The organism is Paraburkholderia sp. BL6665CI2N2 (assembly GCF_004366535.1).
In the GTDB taxonomy this organism is placed as follows: Bacteria; Pseudomonadota; Gammaproteobacteria; order Burkholderiales; family Burkholderiaceae; genus Paraburkholderia.
The window spans coordinates 196,319-214,954 of sequence record NZ_SORC01000002.1; the positions used below are offsets into that span (position 1 = coordinate 196,319).

Consider the following 18,636-nt stretch of genomic DNA (forward strand, 5'->3'; position numbering starts at 1 on the left):
CACTGCGCGTACTGTGCGAAACGCCGGCTTGCTTCTGCGAGCAACTCCGGTGTCATGCGCAGATATCGCTGCGTCGATTTGATATCGACGTGCCCTAGGTAGGTCGCTAATTGCGGGAGCAGGCGTTGCACATCCTTGCCATCGCGATACCATGCAAGAACCCGATGTACAGCCGCGGTGTGCCTGTTATTTACCCAGCGATATAATCGACACTATATTCCCTTCCGGATTATGTCGGGCGGCACGATTGAACTTCGACGATCGATCGACAATTTCGCGTCGAAAAGCAGATGTGCCCAAGCGACTATCCGACATAATTTCAAGGGTCTATAGACTGTTCAGAAAGTCGAGGAGTTCGTCTGTGGGCTTGAAGCGTCCAGGCTTGCCGTGTCGCGGAGTTGCCTTCTCTAGGGCCTGCTCCTTCATGGCAAGGGTCGCTGCAACATAGATCTCCGTAGTTTCCACCGATTCATGCCCGAGCCACAACGCAATGACCGAGCGACGAACGCCTTGTTGCAGAAGGTCCATGGCCATGGTGTGTCTCAAACAGTGGACGGTGACCCGCTTCTCTTTCAATGATGGGCAAACTTCACACGCGGTCTTGCGATGCTTGTTTAGCAGGTACTGCACACCGTGGACGCTGAGGCGTCTACCCTGCTCGCTGGGAAACAGGACCGTGCCGTCACCACGTTGTGGTTCACGCAACCACGCTTTCAGTACCGCGCGTGTGGATTTCGCGATGGGTGTGCAACGCTCCTTTCGACCTTTCCCGATCACCCGCACGTGAGCACCCGCGCCAAGGATCAGGTCCTCGCGATTGAGGCCGGTCATCTCGGAGAGGCGAAGGCCGGTCTGTACTGCGACCAACAGGAAGGCGTGATCGCGCCGGCCGGACCACGTGCCTTGATCCGGCGCGGCTAACAAGGCGTCGACTTCAGGACGCGTCAGAAAGTGAACCAGTGTACGCGTGAAGCGTTTGCTAGGAATGGCAAGGACCCGCTGGATCTGGGCGGAATGGGTCGGCGATTCGAGGGCTGCGTAGTGAAAGAAGGAATGAATTGCCGCGAGGCGTAGATTGCGAGTGCGAACACTGACACCCTGGTGCTTCTCAAGTTCATCGAGGAACGCGACAATCAACGGCGCATCGATGTCTTCGAAGTTCAGTCGGGACGGTGGCTTATGCAAGCGTTGCTGCACGAACTTTAGAAGTTGCCGAAAGGTATCGCGATAGGAGCTGATGGTGTGCGGGCTCGCCTGGCGCTGCTGCATCAGGCGCTGCGTGAAGAAAAGTTCCAGTAGCGGAGCGAAGGTTGCTGAAGTAGTCATTGCCGGTTCTCCCAGCGTTGTTCGAGGCGGCGCATCGCCTCACGCATCAGTTCGGGCGAGCCGCTTAAATACCACTGCGTATCCTCAACGTGGGCATGGCCAAGGTAGGCCGACAGGACTGGTAGACGACGCTCGGGATCCTGATCGGACCGGTACCAACGTACAAGTGTGTTCGTCGCGAAAACGTGTCTCATATCATGCAGACGCGGCCCGTGACTGTCTGATCCACCGCGCAAGCCAATCTGCCGCGAAACCGCATAGAAAGCGCGATGAATCTGGCCACTGTCCAAGCGGTTGCCCCAGCTCGAAACGAACAGGTACGAAGATACCGGTCGCCCCGCCCAATGACGTTCGCGTTGTGCGATATAGTTTGCGAGCACCTCGCAGGTCGAGGCATGCAAAGGAACCAATCTCGTCTTGCCTAGTTTCGCTCCGCGGACAGTCAAGATTCCCGCTGTCAGATCCACGTCCTGTAGCTCGAGATTGCGCGCTTCACCCAGACGCATTCCTGATACGCTTAGCAATCCGAACAGGCAATGATAAGTCAACGGCAGCAGGGCACCCCGTTCATAGCGGTATGGCATCTGAAGCGCTGCCCGTAATAGTGCGCGGATCTCTTTGGTCGAGTACAGGTATGGTCGGGCTCGCTTCGGTTGAAACGGTAACAAGCCGGGCGCTGGTATCTCGGTGCGGCGATCGGTGGCACTGCGATGGCGCGCAAACTGTCGTACATAACTCAGACGTTGAGCCCAATGCGCGGGTTGGACATCCGATGGCTGTTGGGCCCACGCGAGAGCCAACGTCTGGGTAACGTAGGGAGCACGATGCTGCTCCATAAACGCGACGAAATCTGGTAGCGCATTGCCTGCCGCTTTCAGCTTGAATCCCAGGCTGCGCCTCAGATCGAGGTAATCCTGAACGGCTTCTCGAAGAGTATTCATCGCACATCTCCTGGCCAGGGCAAAGCAAGCGTGCGCAATGCCTTGATGTCTACCGCTGTATAGATCTTCGTAGTTTGTAGATGATGATGTCCCAATACCTCGCCGATCTCGCTGAGCGAGGCCCCGTGGCTCAACATCTGGGTGGCCAGTCCGTGGCGGAACTGATGCGCACCCATCGTGGGTGCCTCAATGCCGGCGCGCTGAAGCGAATTCCGGACGAGGGAGCCGACGCCACTTTGCCCACGAAAACCTGTGATGGGCGCCTTTGCACGCAAAAATACGCGGCGACTGGCACTATGAGGACGCCCGTACCGCAAATATGCGGCAATCGCCTTGCCGACGTCGGCGGGTAAGGGTAGTTCGCTACGCTGCCCCCTCTTGCCACGCACGCTCACTTGGCCCGCGCCCCAGTCGATATCATCGAGTTCGAGAAAAGCCACCTCACCAGCGCGTAACCCCAATCGCGCGAGCAAGAGCAGGATGGCGTAGTCACGACGCCCAACCGAGGTCCGTCTATCGATGCTAGCCAGCAACTGCCGTGTCTGCTCAGCAGAAATCGCTCGAGGAATTGACGGCATCGACCAGTTGGCGACGACGGGAACGGCGGCAGCCAGATTCAGCGTAACGTCGCCGCGATAGCGCGCATAGCGTAGAAACGAGCGCAGCGCAGTGGTCATGAGCTTAGCTCGCTTCAAATGCAAACGTGGTGCGCGGAACTGCACGAAGCTCACGACATCCACGGCACGTAGGCACGATAAGTTGACCCTCCCGTCACCGAAACAATGGTGGAGAAAATCGCGGATGAATGGCACGTAGTTAATGACCGTTGTTGCGGCGAGAGCCTGAGCGTCGCGCAAGTACTCTGCGTATGCCTGTGCACAGATCTCAACCGGCGGCACCCGACGTGTTGCTGTCTTCTCGACAGGAATCACGCCTTCACTCCGCATAAAGTCGATGAGACGACGGAGCGCAGCCCGATCTCCACGGTAAGGTTGCACATGCCGGGCGCGATAGCGCAAATACTGTATCGCGTGGTCGTAGCAAATGTCCTTTACGCTGACACCTGTCTGTTTAAGCCATCGACTAAAGCATGCGGCGATGCGTACCTGCTGCTTCATGGACTGCGCGCTGTATCCCTGGGCGCTGATCGCATCCGCAAACGATACCAAATGGGCTGCAAGCGGCCCTTCTGGCGCCTGAGAGAGCGTGACCTGATCATGAACGGTGTACTTCACGATGACCTCCTTCCCCGACATGGGGAGCGGGTGGAAGGAGTCAAGATTATCTCTCTCCGGCGTCGGCCGTTTGACCTGAAAAGCGCGCCCTCACGCGATTACAAGACATAATCCGGAAGGGAATATAGTGCCTCAAATCGTGTAGCCGCGGCGGATGCAATTCTCCCTCGGGGCACTCGATTTTAGCCAGCCGGCGCAGACGCTGAAACAGGGTAATGACTTGTGAATACGGCCACCTGTGCCCAGTGCGTGAAGTGAACAGGCATGAGTTATTGCCCTCCGGCATCGGCAGGCCCCGACGGCGCTCGATATGCACGGCCAATTCCGTCGACAGTCGCTGCCCAATCGGTACCAGACGAGTCTTGAAGAACTTCGTGTCGCGTACGGTGATGACACGGTCGATCAGGTCGGCATCCAGAATGGTCAATCGCAGCGCTTCGCCGATTCGCAAGCCGCTGCCATACAGCAGGAGAATCAATGTCCTGTACATGGATGCCTGCTGCGGACTACGGTAGTTGTACAGCAGAGATGTCGCGTCGATCAAACGGTGGAGCTCGCCGGTCGAGTACACATAGGGGGTTTGGGGCGGAGGCAGCTTCGGCACGTTTGCGGGAAGCGGACATGTCTCGCCGTATCCCCTGCTGATGGCAAACCGGTACAGGCCTGCAAGCACGTTGTATTTGAGCCGCCATGTAGCTGTGAGCGGCCCCGTTCCTTGTAGAAATTCCACGACGGCATCCGGCCGGACGTCGGCGATGCCGACATTCCCCATCTGATGGGCAAACTGCCGCAAGAGTCGGTCGGCAGCTTCAAATCGCAGGCCCAACGACCGTTGCATTGCGACGTATGCTGTCACCACGGCGATCAGTTCCATGACAGATCTCCCAGATCGAAGTCGCCGACTTCGCGTAGCGCGCGCATATCGACCTTCGCATACGTCATCGTGGCAGATGCACTATGGTGGCCGAGGTGGTCACCAATCTCCTTGAAACTTAAACCCTGATCGACCAGGCGTGCAGCACAGGCGTGGCGCAATGCGTGTGGGCCACGATGCTTCGCCTGGATTCCCAGCGCCTTGAACCTGTCATTGACCAGGCCGAATACCGCCTGCGGGCTCAACGGCCGCTGGGGCGCATGCAGTCCGAGAAATATCTCCGGTGCAGAAGTCTGTGGGCGCACGGTATCGATATACCGGGCCAATGCTTCGGCGACCGTTGGCAACAGCGGATAGACCTGTGGCTGCCGGCGTTTCAGGCGAAACACATGCAGCGTTCGCCCAGCCCAGTTCACCTGATCAAGGCGCAAAGCCACGACCTCCCCACGGCGCATGCCGTAGATCGATAAGAGCATCAGAATCGCGCGGTTTCTGATGTCAGCGGGCTTGTCGGTCCCGGCAGTTGCCAGGATCCGTTGCACGTCGCTCCATCCTGGCGCGGATGGTATGGATTCCTGCGTGTAGACACGCGGGGTGCGTAGTGCCGTAGCAAGGCGTGAGTCGCATAAACCTTGCGTGGCCGCGTAACGCAAATATATCCGAAGGGCACCCGTTACACCCTTCATCGATATCCGCCCCCAGCGTGACGCATTCTGAATGAAGTAAGCGTCGATATCATCTGGCTGCAGATCTTCGAGGCGGCGATCAGAGTCTACGCACCACTGAAGAAACTGTCTGGTCCTGCTTTGCCACTGACCGACCGTGGAAGGGGTGAACCCTCGTTCATCGCGCATCCATTCGATGTAACTGTCGAGATTGCCCTGAAACGGAAGAGCGACGGCTGGCTCACGCTACCACCCGAGGAACCGTAACCACGGTCGGGCGGCTACGATCATCCGGTATGCCATCGTGACGCCCGTATGCATCGATGCGCGTCGGCGCGCGATCTCATTCAGCACACTGATATCGACGCCTTGCGAAGCAGTCGCGGGTAGAAGGCGAGCGACCCAGATGAGCTCATTTCTTTTTATACACAGCGACCCAGGCGTTGCACCCGACTCGGCGCAGTGACGTAAATATCGCTCCCGTTCCTGCAAAAACGGCGCATCGCGATGGCGGCTACCTTCGACCTTTGCAGGGGCTGGCTTCTTGGACATGACAGACCTCCGAACGACGGTTGGAAGGTCACAAAGCGCCGAAATTTATGTCACGTCAATAGACGGGGAATGCCCCGTTTCCTCGGCGACGATCGGGCGCCGCCACATAAATTTGGACGCAACATAGCCGGCGTAAGCATCGGCCTGCAGGATGCCGCGGAATGCGGCGAGCCGGGTCTGAGGATGGACGCCTTTGCGATTCGACGAGAAGTCGAACCATACCGCAGCCGGCTCAGTCGAGCCCGAGCGATGATCGTCACGCACGTAGACCCAGAAGCGACCGGTCACCGTCTTTCCGTTGCCTGGCGCGAGCACCGCAACCGGTGTGTCATCGACGTGTACCTTGCCGGGGACCAGCACATAGCGCTGGATCGCTTCAACAAGCGGCCCGCAGAGCTCGGCGATCTGCCCGATCCAGCGGCCCATGCTGGCGCGATCCAGCGTCACGCCGTCGCGTGCCGCAATCTCCGATTGGCGGTACAGCGGTTGGTGATCGGCGAACTTCGATACCGCAATGTCGGCCAGCAGGCTCGGATGCGCGATGCTGTGCTCGATGGGCAGGCTGGGCATCGCGGGCTGTTCGATGTGGCCGCAGTCAGGACAGCACAGCTTGTGACGGATCGTGCGGATCACCTTGAACGCAGCCGCTACGCGCGCGAGCTGCTCGGAAACATCCTCGCCGAGTCGCCGCATCGTTGTCGCACACCTTGGGCAAGCCGGATTCGGTGTAAGTTCGATTTCATCGCGTGGCAAGTGCTGCGGCAGCGGCTCTCGCGTGGGCGCTCGACCGGGCGGCGCCGTCGACGTCTTGTTTCGGTGCCCTCGCGTCTCGGCAGCGCCCCGACCGGCCGTCAGGTCTTCCAGTTGCGCCTCGAGTTTGTCGATCTGCCGGGCCAGTTTCTCGGACTTGCTCCCGAAGTACATCCGCCTGAGCTTGTCGATCTGCGCCTTCAGGCGTTCGATTTCGTCGTCTCGTGCGGCGATCTCCCGCACCATGTTCTCGATCGACGCCTGCTGCTCGAGCACCAGAGCCTGGAGCTCCGCGACGGTGGTGGGAAGCGGCGCAGATTGGGACATGCGTCGCATGTTTACGAGCCTTCGATGTGGTTTACAACATCGACAGAGCAGCGGTGCGTTGCGGGTGTCGCCAGTCGATGCCTTCGAGGAGCATCGATAGCTGTGCGCTCGTCAGATGGATCTTTCCACCGTCGGCCTGGGGCCAGATAAACCGGCCTCGCTCCAATCGTTTTGCGAGCAGCCAGAGCCCATCGTCGGTCGCCCAAAGCAGCTTCACGAGATCGCCGCGGCGGCCGCGGAAGATGAATACGTTGCCACCTAGCGGATTGTCTTCGAGCGCTGTCTGCACTTTCGCGGCCAGCCCCTGGAAGCCACAGCGCATATCTGTCACGCCGGCCACGAGCCAAACGCGCGTACCTGCCGGCAGCGCGATCACTTCAGGCATTCCTGCAGGAACGCTTCAGCGCGCTCGGCAGACAGGCCGCGAATCCTCACACGCCGTTTGCCGATCTCGACCTCGATTTCACACACGGGCGCCGGCATCGGTACGCCGCTCGGCGCTTGCGACGCCACTGCCGGCTCAGGCGGCCGCGGTACCAATGCCAAGTCGATCACGTCGACGCTCAGCAGCTTCGTGGTGGGCACGCTCGGCGCAGCTTCGAGTGCAGGAATGACAAGCTTGCCTTCACGGTATTGCTTGCGCCATGCGAACACTACATTGGCGTTGATGTCGTGCCGTCGCGCAACAATCGACACCGATATGCCGGGTTCCAATGTCTCCCTAATCACCTGCTGCTTGAATTCTTGCGCATACGTGCGATGGGGATGCGTACGGCTCGCTGCGTTCGACATGGCTGACTGTCTCCATCAAGCTGAACGCGCCCATCATGCGTCGAAATATTCAGCAGTGAGAAACGGTCGTGCCGAGTCGCTTACACATGACGCCGGCAAGGCAGCATTGCAACAACAGAAAACCGCATTTGAGCTTGCACTCGATGAGGAAGCCCTTGTAGTTGCCTTAGCTTTGCCTTGCTGCGACTTCGGCGGCGCATTAAGCACGTTACCCATCTATGTGTGGAACCAGCAGCGCTGGCCTCGCGTCGCAGGAAACACTTCTTCCAATGCGGCCCGGAAGCCCATCGCACCGTCGCCAACCGCTAGCAGCGGACCAGCCTGCAGGCCTCTCGATTTCAGATCGAGCAGCAATTCCTGCCAGGACGCCTTCGACTCCCGGTACCCGTCGCCGATCGCCACGCGCTCCTTGCGCCCATCTGGCCTCACGCCGATGATCACCGGCAGGCACTGGCCGTCCGAGTTCTCGCTTCGCAGCCCCGTGTGAACCCCGTCGACCCACCAATACACGTAGTGTTTTTCGAACCGCTCCAGCAGCGCTGCCAGCTCGGCTTCGATCGCCTGCTGAATCACTTGCCGGGCTCCGTGCCGGACCAGTTCGTCCAGCCCAAGACCGACTCGCGATAGACCAACGCTTTCTTTTCCATAAACTTGTTCATGGTGGAGGGTTCGTTGTTTGCTGGTTTCCGACTTCGACAATCAGATTCTCAGCTAAAACCGCCACCGCCTTCAATCTCCCGCATGAACTCTCCCGTACACCACTTCCGACCTTAGCTCTGAAACACTCCGCTTCCAGTAGAAACCTTGACCGACTGGTGGTCATGAGGTCATGGTCAGACAGTTTAACTAGACGGTTGAAAACCGCACGCGGCCGCGGTTATCTGTGGGGAGAGCACTTCAGTGTCGATGGCGCCGCCTGTTGTATTGAGCGAGCGTCGGGGTCGGTTAGTGAAACTAACTAGCGTCCACGATTCAGGTGCGCTTTGACTTATCAGCCTGTTTGCGTTCATTGCTGTCTCCAGAGTTGCGTTGAATTCATCGCGCATGAATGTTTTGATGTGATGGCGGCGATTTAGGGAAACACTGATTTATGAGGCTCGGCTGTCATCGCTGAGATGGCCGAGAACGTTGTAGGCGGAACTCCAGGGAACGGAGCACGGCCGATGAAGCGGCAGATGAGTTTTGCGGAAGCAGAAAGCGCGGGCAAGAAGCGCGTGACCAAGCGTCAGCGTTTTTTGGCCGAAATGGAAAAGGTCGTTCCGTGGCCGCGGTTGCTGTCTGCCATTGAGCCGTACTACCCGAAGGGCGAGCGAGGCCGGCCACCGGTTGGTCTTGAACGGATGCTGCGGATTTACTTCTTGCAACAGTGGTATGGGTTGTCGGATGAAGGGCTTGAGGACGCGCTGTATGACAGCATGGCAATGCGCGCCTTCGCCGGCATCGATCTGGCCGTCGAGAACGCGCCGGATGCGACCACGCTGCTGAAGTTCCGGCGTCTGCTGGTGGAACATGAACTGACGCGCAAGCTGTTCGATGAGATCGGCATCTCGCTGTGTGAGCGCGGGCTGATGATGAAGGAAGGCACGCTGGTGGACGCGACGATCATCGAAACGCCGCCGTCGACCAAGAACGCCGAGAAGAGCCGCGACCCGGAGATGCATCAGACGAAGAAGGGTAACGAGTGGCACTTTGGCATGAAGGCTCACATCGGCGTCGATGCCGATTCGGGACTGGTCCACAGCGTGGTCGGCACCTCCGCCAACGTGTCGGATGTCTCGCAAGCCCATGCGCTGCTGCACGGGCATGAAGAGGAAGCGTTCGGCGACGCAGGCTACATTGGCGTAGACAAGCGCGACGAGATGAAGGACAAGCCGGTGAAGTGGCACGTGGCGGCCAAGCGCGGAAAGATCAAGGCGATGCAAGAAGGTCCGCTGAAGGACTTGGTGATCGCGGTCGAGCGAACCAAAGCGCAGATTCGAGCGCGAGTCGAACATTCGTTTCATATCGTCAAGAACCTGTTCCATCATCGCAAGGTGCGCTACAAGGGGCTGGTCAAGAACACGGCACAACTGTTCAGCCTCTTCGCCTTGGCGAATCTGGTGATTGCGAAGAACGCCTTGCGCTCGGCCCATGGGAGCAATCCGTCATGTGCGTGAAAAATGCGGGAAGTGAAGCCAGTTCCCGGGCTAAATTCACCGAAAACGAGACTCTTTCACTTCGTCATCCAGAAAATTCCGAGGCATCTCGTCTACAACCTGCGCGATTGGCCCATTAATCAGTGTTTCCTTAGTAACTTCCAAAAGCCAGTCTTTGAACGCCGCCAGTGAAGGAGGTAAAGTCTTGTGCGGCGGGACAAATAGATAGTAGCTCCATCCAGTAGCCAACGGAGCGTCTAACAGCGCTTGCAGCGTACCGTCGCGCAACTCATCCTCAACGAGGAAGTCGGGCACAAGTGCGATGCCCATACCGGCCACTGCGGCTTGAATCAGGTGTGAGGTATGGTCATATTGCGGTCCAAGTCGCAGCTTTTTCGTCGGCAGATCGTAAGTTGAAAACCATCGATTCCAAAGCGCGGGTCGAACAGCGACCGGCAACAGGACGTGTTTAAGCGCATCCGACGGCTTGTTCAGAGGATGCTCGAGGGCCAATTTGGGGCTGATGACTGGGATCATACGCTCGTCCAAGAGGCGGTACGAGACCAAGCCTGGCCAATTTCCATCACCGACGCCGATGGCCGCATTCATTCCTGCCAACTCCAGGTCGAACTGCCCAATCCGAGAGTGAACGTGTACCAACACCTCAGGATAACTAGCGTAGAAAGTCGTAAGCCGCGGCATTAACCACTTCGCGGCGAAGGTCGGCAGACTCGCCAGATGAATCGATGCGCTTTCGTTGCGGTAAGCCATCACCTGCAATGACGCGTTGCGGATTCGCCGCAATCCGCCGCGCACTTCGCGCAGATACAGTGCGCCCGCCTCCGTAAGTTCGATCCGTCTCCCGTCACGGCGAAACAGTGAAACTTCAAGTAACTGTTCAAGGGCCTGCACATGGCGGCTTACGGCGCTTTGGGTCAGCGACAACTCGTTAGCGGCCCGTGTGAAGCTCAGGTGCTGAGCCGCAGACTCGAACGCCACGAGCCAAGACATTGAGGGAGTTAAGCGTCGCGGATTCATTTGTCGCTCCTGCGAAATTCAATCTACGAGTCGAAGCGACTCCTCGCGTTCGTAGGCCCGCGTCAAGTTCAGGCCGGCGCCTTGCGTTGGCTGAGATCGTCGCTACCAGCTCATCGGTTCCGGATTTCGCTCGGGGCGGAAAAATGGGACCTGGTCGGTCGGGTTGCAAGAAAGCGCTGTCGGAAGTGGTTGATCGGGACGGGATCGGCTTCTTTCGCTCCGTGGTTGTCCACAATTAAAAGCTCGAGTCCGTTCGGCGCCGCCGCCCTCCTCTGTACAGCCGCGGCAATCGTCCTGGCCTTTTCTGTGGCGAGGACCATGTGCCTTCGCTGATCCAACCTTCGCGATCGCTCGCACGAACATTGACGCAAACGGGTTTCACTCGCCCCCGCGGGATGCCTTCTGTTCGTCACCCCAAGCGTAAATCTACGTCGCCATCATTCATAAAATTCATGGTTGCACGGCGGATTATACGTTTGTTTTTGTCTACGTCGAACGTGAAAATGCAACTATCGAAGAGGCAGGCACGCACCGGTTGCAGTGGCCGGCGGAACCGCAAATATTGACTCCCTAATTATGTATCCTAGCACTCAACTTTTGATCGACGGCAGCTGGCGCGACGGGTCTGCCCGTAAGACTATCGATGTCTTCAACCCTGCCACGACCAAGCGAATTGGTACCGTGGCTCATGCGGAAATCGCTGATCTAGACGAGGCGTTATTCGCCGCAGAGAAGGGCTTCCGGGTGTGGCGCGCGACCCCGGCGTTCGATCGTTACAAGGTGCTGCGTCGTGCGGGCGAGATCTTGCGTGAACGCGTCGATAGGATCGCGGAGATAATGACTGTCGAGCAGGGTAAACCGCTCGGCGAAGCTCGGATCGAGACCTTGGCTTCGGCTGATCTCCTCGACTGGTTCGCCGAAGAAGCGCGCCGCAGCTACGGCCGGGTCATTCCGGCCCGCGCCACGGGCGTTCTCCAGATGGCGCTGAAGGAACCGGTCGGCCCGGTGGCTGCGTTGACGCCTTGGAACTTCCCGATTTCTCAGATAACGCGGAAGCTTGGCGCCGCTTTGGCGTCCGGCTGCTCCATCATCTGTAAGCCAGCCGAGGAAACGCCGGCTACAGCCGCGGAACTGGGTCGGGCACTAGTCGAGGCGGGCCTGCCAGCTGGTGCGCTAAACCTGGTCTATGGCACGCCGTCCGCAATTTCCGAGTATCTGATCTCGCACCCGATTATCCGCAAGGTGTCTTTCACCGGCTCCGTCCCGGTCGGCAAACATCTCGCGGCGCTTGCAGGCCAGCATATGAAGCGCGCGACGATGGAGCTCGGCGGCCACGCGCCCGCAATGGTGTTCAGTGACGCTGACATAGAGGCAGCAAGTGCAATGCTGGCGAGCGCGAAGTATCGTAATGCCGGTCAGGTTTGCGTGTCTCCCACCCGGTTCCTCGTCCACGAAAGCGTGATGGAAAACTTCGTCCAATCCTTCGTCAAACAGGTTCGAACCATAAAAGTTGGCGACGGACTGGACCCTGAAACTCGCATGGGGCCCGTGGTTAGCGAGCGGCGACGGCTGGCCATTGAGAACCTGATCGAAGACGCGAGAGAACATGGTGCCGAAATCGCGAGCGGGGGCAATCGTATTGGAAGTCAAGGCAATTATTTGGAGCCGACCGTACTGACGGGCGTGACGCCTAACATGCGGATCATGAACGAAGAACCCTTTGGACCGGTCGCCTTATTAACGCCGTTCCGCGACCTCGATGAGGTCGTGGCGGAAGCGAACCGGCTTCCCTTTGGCTTGGCAGCTTATGCGTTCTCTCGATCGGCCAAGACCGTGTCCGCCCTCTCTGACCGCGTCGAGACGGGCATGCTCACCATCAACCATCTGGGACTTGCCATGCCTGAGACGCCATTCGGCGGCGTCAAAGAAAGTGGCTATGGATCGGAGGGTGGTACAGAGGCGATGGAGCCCTACTTCGTGACGAAGTTCGTTACGCATGCCTCTCAGGCTTAGCACCACCACGCATTATTTAAGAAATTCCTTGCAACGTCGGATAAAGGCCACGAGATGTCAGAACATTCAAACTGGAATTCAACTGTTGCTCTTCGTTTAGCCGAAGCGTTTGCTCGGCATGGAGTGACGGTCACTTTTGGGCAGAGCTTGCCCAGTGCGTTTCACCTCGCGGCGCCGCATGCCGGTATCGAGCAGAAGGCTTATCGGCAAGAGAACGCAGGCGGTGCAATGGCCGATGGCTATGCCCGCATCTCGCATAAGGTTGGAGTTGTCACAGCCCAGAACGGTCCCGCCGCGACGCTTCTTGTTGCGCCCCTTGCGGAGGCCCTGAAGGTTTCAATCCCTCTGATCGCGCTCGTTCAAGAAGTACAGCGCGACGGCATGGACAAGAACGCCTTCCAAGAGCTTGACCATATCAAATTGTTCGACGGTGTCGCAAAATGGGTGCGCCGAGTCGAACGCGCCGATCGACTTGAAGACTTTGTGGACATGGCATTTACTGCTGCAACGTCTGGCCGTCCTGGGCCGGCCGTGCTGCTCGTGTCACCTGACCTGTTGCTTGAGCAGGCGCCGGCACCGTCTTCTCGCCGCGCGAACCTTGGTACGTTTCCCCTTGACCGCACGATTGCTGCGTATGACGTGGTGGAGGCGGCTGCGGATCTTATTGCGGCGGCAAAGTATCCTCTGATCGTAGCCGGCGGCGGCATTCACGTGTCGGACGCGGCCCACGAGCTCGAAGTACTGCAAGAGAGCGCGCATCTGCCGGTTGCTACCACAACTATGGGAAAAGGAAGCGTCGACGAAACGCATCCCTTGAGCTTAGGCGTCGTTGGCTACGCTATGGGGCTTGGAAGTCGCACCCACAGGTTGCGATCCATGGTCGACAAAGCCGATCTTGTTCTTCTGATTGGCAATCGCACGAATCAGAATGGAAGCGACAGCTGGAAGCTGTTTCCGAAATCGGCGCGCTTCATACACATCGACGTGGACCCAAATGAGATCGGACGTAACTATGAGGCGTTGAGACTTGTTGGCGACGCTAAGCTCACCATCTCGGCGCTAACAAAGGCGCTGGCACAACGCGATCTCACTCAGCGTAAAATCGCGCGTCCAGCAATCGAAAAAGAGATTCGCTGTGCCGTCGAAGACTGGCGTCACACTATTGAGAGCGTCTCCAGTCGTGACGGCGGCCCTGTCCGTCCGGAACGGGTCATGGCCGAAGTCGACAAGCGCCTCAAGCCGACCGACATTGCGGTTGCGGATGCCAGCTACTCATCGACTTGGGTTGCTAATTACCTCACCTCTCGTCGCGCGGGGCAACGCTTTCTCACACCACGCGGTCTCGCAGGCCTCGGCTGGGGTTTGCCACTCGCTATGGGCGCCCAGATCGCCGCTCCGGAGAGCCGGGTGGTCTGTGTCGTCGGCGATGGAGGTTTCGCCCATTCTTGGGCGGAACTCGAAACCGTTCGAAGGCTCGGACTGCCTATTACGATAATCGTGCTGAATAACGGCATCCTGGGTTTCCAGACCCACGCCGAGCAATTGAAGTATGGGGAGTATACAAACGCTTGCGATTTCGCACCTGTGGATCACGCTGGCATTGCGCGTTGTTGCGGCATACGTGCGGTGCGAGTGGAGACAGCCGAGGAAATCGGCTCAGCGTTGGATAAAAGTTTCGCAGCTGACGAGGGCATGCTTATCGAGGTGATGACTGATCCCTCAGCGAAACCGCCAGTCACATTCTTCGCTGGCCACTTTGACGAACCATTTTAAGAGAGGTCAGCTAAAAGAGCACGGATAGTGATTGCGCAAAGCCAGTTTTCCGAGCTTTAGCTATCGTCAGCCCACGCGTCGTCACCGAGTTACGATGCGTGGCAAGGACCAAAATAGATGGGCTGGATCAATGAGCAAATCGTTCAGTGCACTCAAACTCGGTAGTTGCCGACAAGCTCGAAGCGAGCAACATCGAATGGCCGAACGGCTGACGGCGGGCTCAACCTCCGCGATCAATGCGACCACGTGGGCGATCAACATGGAACTTCGCCGCCAGTTCGAATCGACCGTCGAAGCATATTTCGGCCAGGAACTAATGTCGCGCCTCACCGCCGATCATGCCGAAGCAGTGGACGTTTTTCTCAAAAAACGTGCACCGACCATTGTTGGAAGATGGCGCAGCGACCGCGTCGCGCCAACCTTTGTTAGTGTTGCTCAACGGCACGGTCTAGACGGAAATGAGAAGCGGTGCGCGCTCGGCCGCAGCGAATGGCCTCAGGCTAGGCTCTCAGCGACGGCCATACTTGTCGTTGGCCGGCTGCGTGAAAAGGCCTAAAGATCATCCCACTCGCGACGGCGCGTGGCCCGCAATGTGCCAGGCTAAATTGTCTCCGTTGATCGCGTCTGCAATCCAGGCATAGCACTGGCACGGATGGCCGAACAGCCAGCGAAGAAGTTAGCAGGCAAGCGTCGCGGCGAACGGGAACAGTACGCCGGACTTGACGACCGTGGCGTTATCGACAACGCCAATGGCCACGCCTCGAAAAGTTGACGAACCATTGAAAAGGTCGCCATGATTTACGATTACTGCGTCGTCGGCGGGGGAATTGTTGGACTCGCCACGGCCATGAAGTTGCTTGAGAAGCAGCCGGGTGCCAGCCTCGTCCTACTCGAAAAGGAGCCGTCCTTGGGAAAACACCAGACGGGGCATAATAGCGGCGTGATTCATGCTGGTATCTATTACACCCCCGGTAGTCTCAAGGCCGAGCTTTGTCGTTTGGGCTCTCAGGCGACAAAAGATTTTTGTACCGCGCATGCGATCCCGTTCGAGGTTTGCGGCAAGCTTCTCGTCGCAACGAACCAGATTGAAGTAGCACGGATGAACGCGCTGTACGAAAGATCGATCAAGAATAATATCAAGGTAGAACGACTTGGTGCGACGGACCTGCGGCGACGAGAACCGAATATCCGAGGGCTGGGCGCCCTCTTCGTCGAATCCACCGGTATCGTCGACTACACGCTGGTCTGCGAAGCGTTGGGGCGCGTGGTGCGGTCCGCAGGCGGCTTGATCGACCTGGGCGTGGAAGTTACTTCCATCCAGGAAGGTTCGGAGGGAGTCGTTGTCAACGCTGGGGACATGTGTTGGACGGCTCGACACCTGGTCGCCTGCGCCGGGCTGCAATCGGATCGCATTGCGAGGAGCGCGGGGCTGAACATCGACTACCGCATAGTGCCGTTTCGCGGCGAGTATTATCAGTTGCCGTTGGATAGAAACAAGATCGTCAAGAGCTTGATCTATCCAATCCCCGATCCGGAGTTGCCGTTTCTTGGCATCCATCTAACGCGGATGATCGATGGTCGGGTAACGGTCGGGCCGAACGCCGTGCTCGGCTTCGCGCGTGAGGGTTATCCAAAGTTTTCGTTCAGTCTGCGCGACGTGCGCGACTACCTTTCCTTCCCAGGTTTCTGGAAGGTGCTTCTCAAGAACCGTAAATCAGGCGCGACAGAGATGATCAACTCGGTATTGAAGAAAGGCTACCTGAGGGAGTGCCAGAAATATTGTCCGGACCTTAAGCTCGAGGATCTCGGGCCCTACGAAGCTGGGATCCGCGCCCAAGCCGTCATGCGCGACGGAACCTTAGTTCACGATTTCCTGTTTGTCGAGACAGACCGGATGCTCCACGTGTGCAACGCTCCGTCACCGGCCGCAACTTCGGCCATTCCAATAGGCGAGATGATCGCCGACAAATGCATCAGCAGGGCATTGGTGCATCGATAAAAGATAACGTCTCCAGCCGGAAGATGGCCAGCGGTCTTCGATAGTGTGAGCTTGCCCCCGAAAAACGAATCCTTTGCCGAGCATGTAAACTCGAGCGAGCAGAAGAACGATGACAAGCAAGGCAAAGCGAGCGCAGTACACGCTCGAGTTCATGCGGGAAGCGGTACGACTCTGATCAAGGCCGGGCAAAGCATGGCAGCAGCGGCGGCGACACCGGGTATGGTTGAGCAGACACTGTACAGCTGGGTAAAGGCTGACCGGGAAGGCAAGCTCGCGGGAGCAGGTACGAAGCCTGTGAGCCCGCAACAGGCGGGGCTGGCGCGGCTGCGTACGGAGGTAGCACGCCTGAAGAGTCTCGGTCCTATGCGACGTGCTGGAGGTCAGCCCCAGCGGATATCGTCGGCGCCGACAACGCACCGCGTAGGACAGCCCGCACCGAAACCGGGTAAGCAACGATGCACTGCTCGCACAAGTCAAGGAGTCAAGGCGATTCGCACGCAGGTTAAAGGTATGCGTCGCGCGAGGGCCGTTGAGAATTCTTTGGACAAGCGTCGGAGAACGCGGCAGGCTAAGCCTGCCGCAGGCAGAAGGGATCAACCCGATGAAGGTGGAGATGGGAGCAGATGCTTCGCGACGTTCCAGGGCAACAGTTCGTCGATGTGGTTGGCCTGGTGATCGGCAATGTGGGTAAGGACATATTCCAGGTAGGCGCGTGGGTTGATGCCATTCAACTTGCACGAGCCGATCAAGCTATACATTGCGGCGGCTCGCTCGCCGCCGCTATCAGAGCCAGCGAACATGAAATTGCGCCGGCCGAGGGCCACGCAGCGCAAAGCATTTTCGGCGAGTACGTTGCTGATTTCGACGCGGCCGTCATCACAGAACAATGTGAGCCCGTCCCAGCGGTTCAGAGAGTAGTTGATCGCTTCGACCAGCGGTGCCTTTGGCCAAAGCGTCGCAAGTTTCTCCCTCATCGACCTTTCGAGGGCTGCGAGCAATGGGGTGCTCTTTTCTTGCCTGACGCGTAGCCGCTCATCCGGCGGTTTGCCGCGGATATCAGCCTCGATTCCGTAAAACTCGCCAATCATGTCGAGCCATTGCTTCGTGGTGTCCGACGGGGCTGTCTCATGCACGTGAATACGTATCGGCGCGCATGATCCCAGCAAAATGCCAGACGAACTTTGCCGCCTTCGTGCAACTCGTTGAAGCCGGCATAGCCGTCCGCCTGAAGGATGCCTTCGAATCCGGCAAGATGGGTCTGGGGGTGAATGCCTTTGCGGTCCGGCGAGTACGCGAACCAGACAGCAGCGGGGTCGCGCGAACCTGAGCGGCGATCATCGCGCACGTAGACCCACAATCGACCGGTCTTGGTCTTTTTGTTCCCAGGCGCGAGCACCGGGATCGGCGTGTCGTCCGCGTGGAGCTTGGCAGTCGCCATTGTGTAGCGACGCAGGGCTTCAGTCAGCAGACGACAGAGTTCTTCGCATTGCCCGACCCAGCGTGCCATGGTGGCCCGATCGAGACGAACGCCGTCGCGCGCTGCGATCTCGGATTGCCGATAGAGCGGCGTGTGATTTGCATACTTGGCAACGATGATCTCGGCCAGCAAGCTCGGATGCGCGATGCTGCGCTCGATCGGCAGCCCCGGCATGGGAGGTTGCGCGATATGGCCGCAACCGGTGCAGATCCGCTTGCGACGGATAGTGCGGATGACCTTGAACATCGTCGTGACGCGCGCGAGCTGCTCAGACACATCCTCGCCGAGCAACTCCATGGAGTTGTTGCACTTCGGGAAGATGGAATCGGGCTCGAGCTCGTGCTCTTCGCGTGGCAGATGTGGCGCCAAGGCTTCCTTCGGGGATGCTGCAGATACGCCCGAGCTCGATGCACGAGCGCGCGCACGGCGAACATCGGCAACGCCGCTGCCCGCTGCTAGATCCTCGAGTTGGGTTTCGAGCCGATCGATCTGCCGCTCCAACTGCTCGGATTTACGACCGAAGTGCATGCGCCTGAGCTTGTCGATCTGCGCTTTCAGGCGTTCGATTTGCTGGTCGCGTTCGACAATCTCCCGGTCGCGTTCGACAATCTCCCGGTCGCGTTCGGCGATCTCCTGCTGCATCTTTGCGATCGATGCCTGCTGCTCGAGCACCAGGGCGTGGAGCTCGGCAACGGTTTGCGGAAGCGGCGCATGATCGGGCATGCGCCGCAGTTTACGA

The 18,636-nt window shown here is 58.6% G+C and carries 12 protein-coding genes and 5 pseudogenes; 6 read left to right on the forward strand and 11 right to left on the reverse strand.

Features of this window, described 5'->3' with window-relative positions; all coding sequences use genetic code 11:
- Positions 1 to 327 precede the first annotated feature (327 nt).
- The 9 genes and pseudogenes from B0G81_RS38570 to B0G81_RS38610 all read right to left on the reverse strand — a co-directional run.
- Positions 328 to 1,326, reverse strand: a complete 999-nt coding sequence (locus B0G81_RS38570) for a site-specific integrase (protein WP_134143431.1) — start codon at positions 1,324 to 1,326, stop codon at positions 328 to 330.
- Positions 1,323 to 2,267 carry a tyrosine-type recombinase/integrase gene (locus tag B0G81_RS38575; RefSeq protein ID WP_134143430.1) on the reverse strand — a complete coding sequence of 315 codons (945 nt, stop codon included), beginning with the start codon at positions 2,265 to 2,267 and terminating at the stop codon, positions 1,323 to 1,325. The genes B0G81_RS38570 and B0G81_RS38575 overlap by 4 nt, the downstream gene beginning before the upstream one ends.
- Complete coding sequence (locus tag B0G81_RS38580; protein ID WP_134143429.1) at positions 2,264 to 3,502, reverse strand: site-specific integrase; 1,239 nt, start codon at positions 3,500 to 3,502, stop codon at positions 2,264 to 2,266. The genes B0G81_RS38575 and B0G81_RS38580 overlap by 4 nt, the downstream gene beginning before the upstream one ends.
- Before the next feature lie 46 nt (positions 3,503 to 3,548).
- Positions 3,549 to 4,376, reverse strand: coding sequence for a tyrosine-type recombinase/integrase (locus tag B0G81_RS38585; RefSeq protein WP_243856836.1), 828 nt, complete (start codon positions 4,374 to 4,376; stop codon positions 3,549 to 3,551).
- Positions 4,367 to 4,918: a tyrosine-type recombinase/integrase gene (locus tag B0G81_RS44220; RefSeq protein WP_208328627.1), complete on the reverse strand. Its 552-nt coding sequence runs from the start codon at positions 4,916 to 4,918 to the stop codon at positions 4,367 to 4,369. The genes B0G81_RS38585 and B0G81_RS44220 overlap by 10 nt, the downstream gene beginning before the upstream one ends.
- 798 nt (positions 4,919 to 5,716) lie before the next feature.
- Positions 5,717 to 6,670: pseudogene (locus tag B0G81_RS38595) on the reverse strand (IS66 family transposase); the annotation flags it as partial.
- 31 nt (positions 6,671 to 6,701) lie between these two features.
- Positions 6,702 to 7,046, reverse strand: a complete 345-nt coding sequence (tnpB, locus tag B0G81_RS38600) for an IS66 family insertion sequence element accessory protein TnpB (RefSeq protein ID WP_134143433.1) — start codon at positions 7,044 to 7,046, stop codon at positions 6,702 to 6,704.
- A pseudogene (locus B0G81_RS45490) lies at positions 7,043 to 7,420 on the reverse strand (transposase); the annotation flags it as partial. The pseudogene B0G81_RS45490 and the gene tnpB, both read right to left, overlap by 4 nt.
- A 261-nt stretch (positions 7,421 to 7,681) precedes the next feature.
- Positions 7,682 to 8,020: pseudogene (locus B0G81_RS38610) on the reverse strand (transposase); the annotation flags it as partial.
- 605 nt (positions 8,021 to 8,625) lie between these two features.
- Between B0G81_RS38610 and B0G81_RS38620 the strand changes: the two are divergent.
- Positions 8,626 to 9,618: an IS5 family transposase gene (locus tag B0G81_RS38620; protein WP_134143435.1), complete on the forward strand. Its 993-nt coding sequence runs from the start codon at positions 8,626 to 8,628 to the stop codon at positions 9,616 to 9,618.
- A gap of 36 nt (positions 9,619 to 9,654) precedes the next feature.
- Here B0G81_RS38620 and B0G81_RS38625 read toward each other — a convergent pair whose 3' ends face one another.
- Complete coding sequence (locus tag B0G81_RS38625; RefSeq protein WP_134143436.1) at positions 9,655 to 10,635, reverse strand: LysR substrate-binding domain-containing protein; 981 nt, start codon at positions 10,633 to 10,635, stop codon at positions 9,655 to 9,657.
- Positions 10,636 to 11,211: 576 nt separating this feature from the next.
- Between B0G81_RS38625 and B0G81_RS38630 the strand changes: the two genes are divergently transcribed.
- The 5 genes and pseudogenes from B0G81_RS38630 to B0G81_RS38650 all read left to right on the forward strand — a co-directional run.
- Positions 11,212 to 12,648, forward strand: a complete 1,437-nt coding sequence (locus B0G81_RS38630) for an NAD-dependent succinate-semialdehyde dehydrogenase (RefSeq protein ID WP_134143437.1) — start codon at positions 11,212 to 11,214, stop codon at positions 12,646 to 12,648.
- Positions 12,649 to 12,702: 54 nt separating this feature from the next.
- Positions 12,703 to 14,421 carry an acetolactate synthase catalytic subunit gene (locus B0G81_RS38635; RefSeq protein WP_134143438.1) on the forward strand — a complete coding sequence of 573 codons (1,719 nt, stop codon included), beginning with the start codon at positions 12,703 to 12,705 and terminating at the stop codon, positions 14,419 to 14,421.
- A gap of 196 nt (positions 14,422 to 14,617) precedes the next feature.
- A complete protein-coding gene (locus B0G81_RS38640; RefSeq protein ID WP_134143439.1) occupies positions 14,618 to 14,977 on the forward strand; it encodes a hypothetical protein in 360 nt (119 codons plus the stop codon).
- Positions 14,978 to 15,214: 237 nt separating this feature from the next.
- On the forward strand, positions 15,215 to 16,420 hold the full coding sequence (lhgO, locus tag B0G81_RS38645; RefSeq protein ID WP_134143440.1) for an L-2-hydroxyglutarate oxidase: 1,206 nt from the start codon (positions 15,215 to 15,217) through the stop codon (positions 16,418 to 16,420).
- A 109-nt stretch (positions 16,421 to 16,529) separates the two neighbouring features.
- Positions 16,530 to 16,841 (forward strand): annotated as a pseudogene (locus tag B0G81_RS38650) (transposase); the annotation flags it as partial.
- A gap of 172 nt (positions 16,842 to 17,013) precedes the next feature.
- Here B0G81_RS38650 and B0G81_RS38655 read toward each other — a convergent pair.
- Positions 17,014 to 18,620 (reverse strand): annotated as a pseudogene (locus tag B0G81_RS38655) (IS66 family transposase).
- Positions 18,621 to 18,636: the final 16 nt, after the last annotated feature.

Bases quoted from the DNA above. Each gene is read 5' to 3' on its own strand.
- B0G81_RS38570 (WP_134143431.1), bottom strand. From the start codon at position 1,326: ATGACTACTTCAGCAACCTTCGCTCCGCTACTGGAACTTTTCTTCACG.
- B0G81_RS38575 (WP_134143430.1), bottom strand. From the start codon at position 2,267: ATGAATACTCTTCGAGAAGCCGTTCAGGATTACCTCGATCTGAGGCGC.
- B0G81_RS38585 (WP_243856836.1), bottom strand. From the start codon at position 4,376: ATGGAACTGATCGCCGTGGTGACAGCATACGTCGCAATGCAACGGTCG.
- B0G81_RS38620 (WP_134143435.1), top strand. From the start codon at position 8,626: ATGAAGCGGCAGATGAGTTTTGCGGAAGCAGAAAGCGCGGGCAAGAAG.
- B0G81_RS38625 (WP_134143436.1), bottom strand. From the start codon at position 10,635: ATGAATCCGCGACGCTTAACTCCCTCAATGTCTTGGCTCGTGGCGTTC.
- B0G81_RS38630 (WP_134143437.1), top strand. From the start codon at position 11,212: ATGTATCCTAGCACTCAACTTTTGATCGACGGCAGCTGGCGCGACGGG.
- B0G81_RS38635 (WP_134143438.1), top strand. From the start codon at position 12,703: ATGTCAGAACATTCAAACTGGAATTCAACTGTTGCTCTTCGTTTAGCC.
- B0G81_RS38640 (WP_134143439.1), top strand. From the start codon at position 14,618: ATGGCCGAACGGCTGACGGCGGGCTCAACCTCCGCGATCAATGCGACC.
- lhgO (WP_134143440.1), top strand. From the start codon at position 15,215: ATGATTTACGATTACTGCGTCGTCGGCGGGGGAATTGTTGGACTCGCC.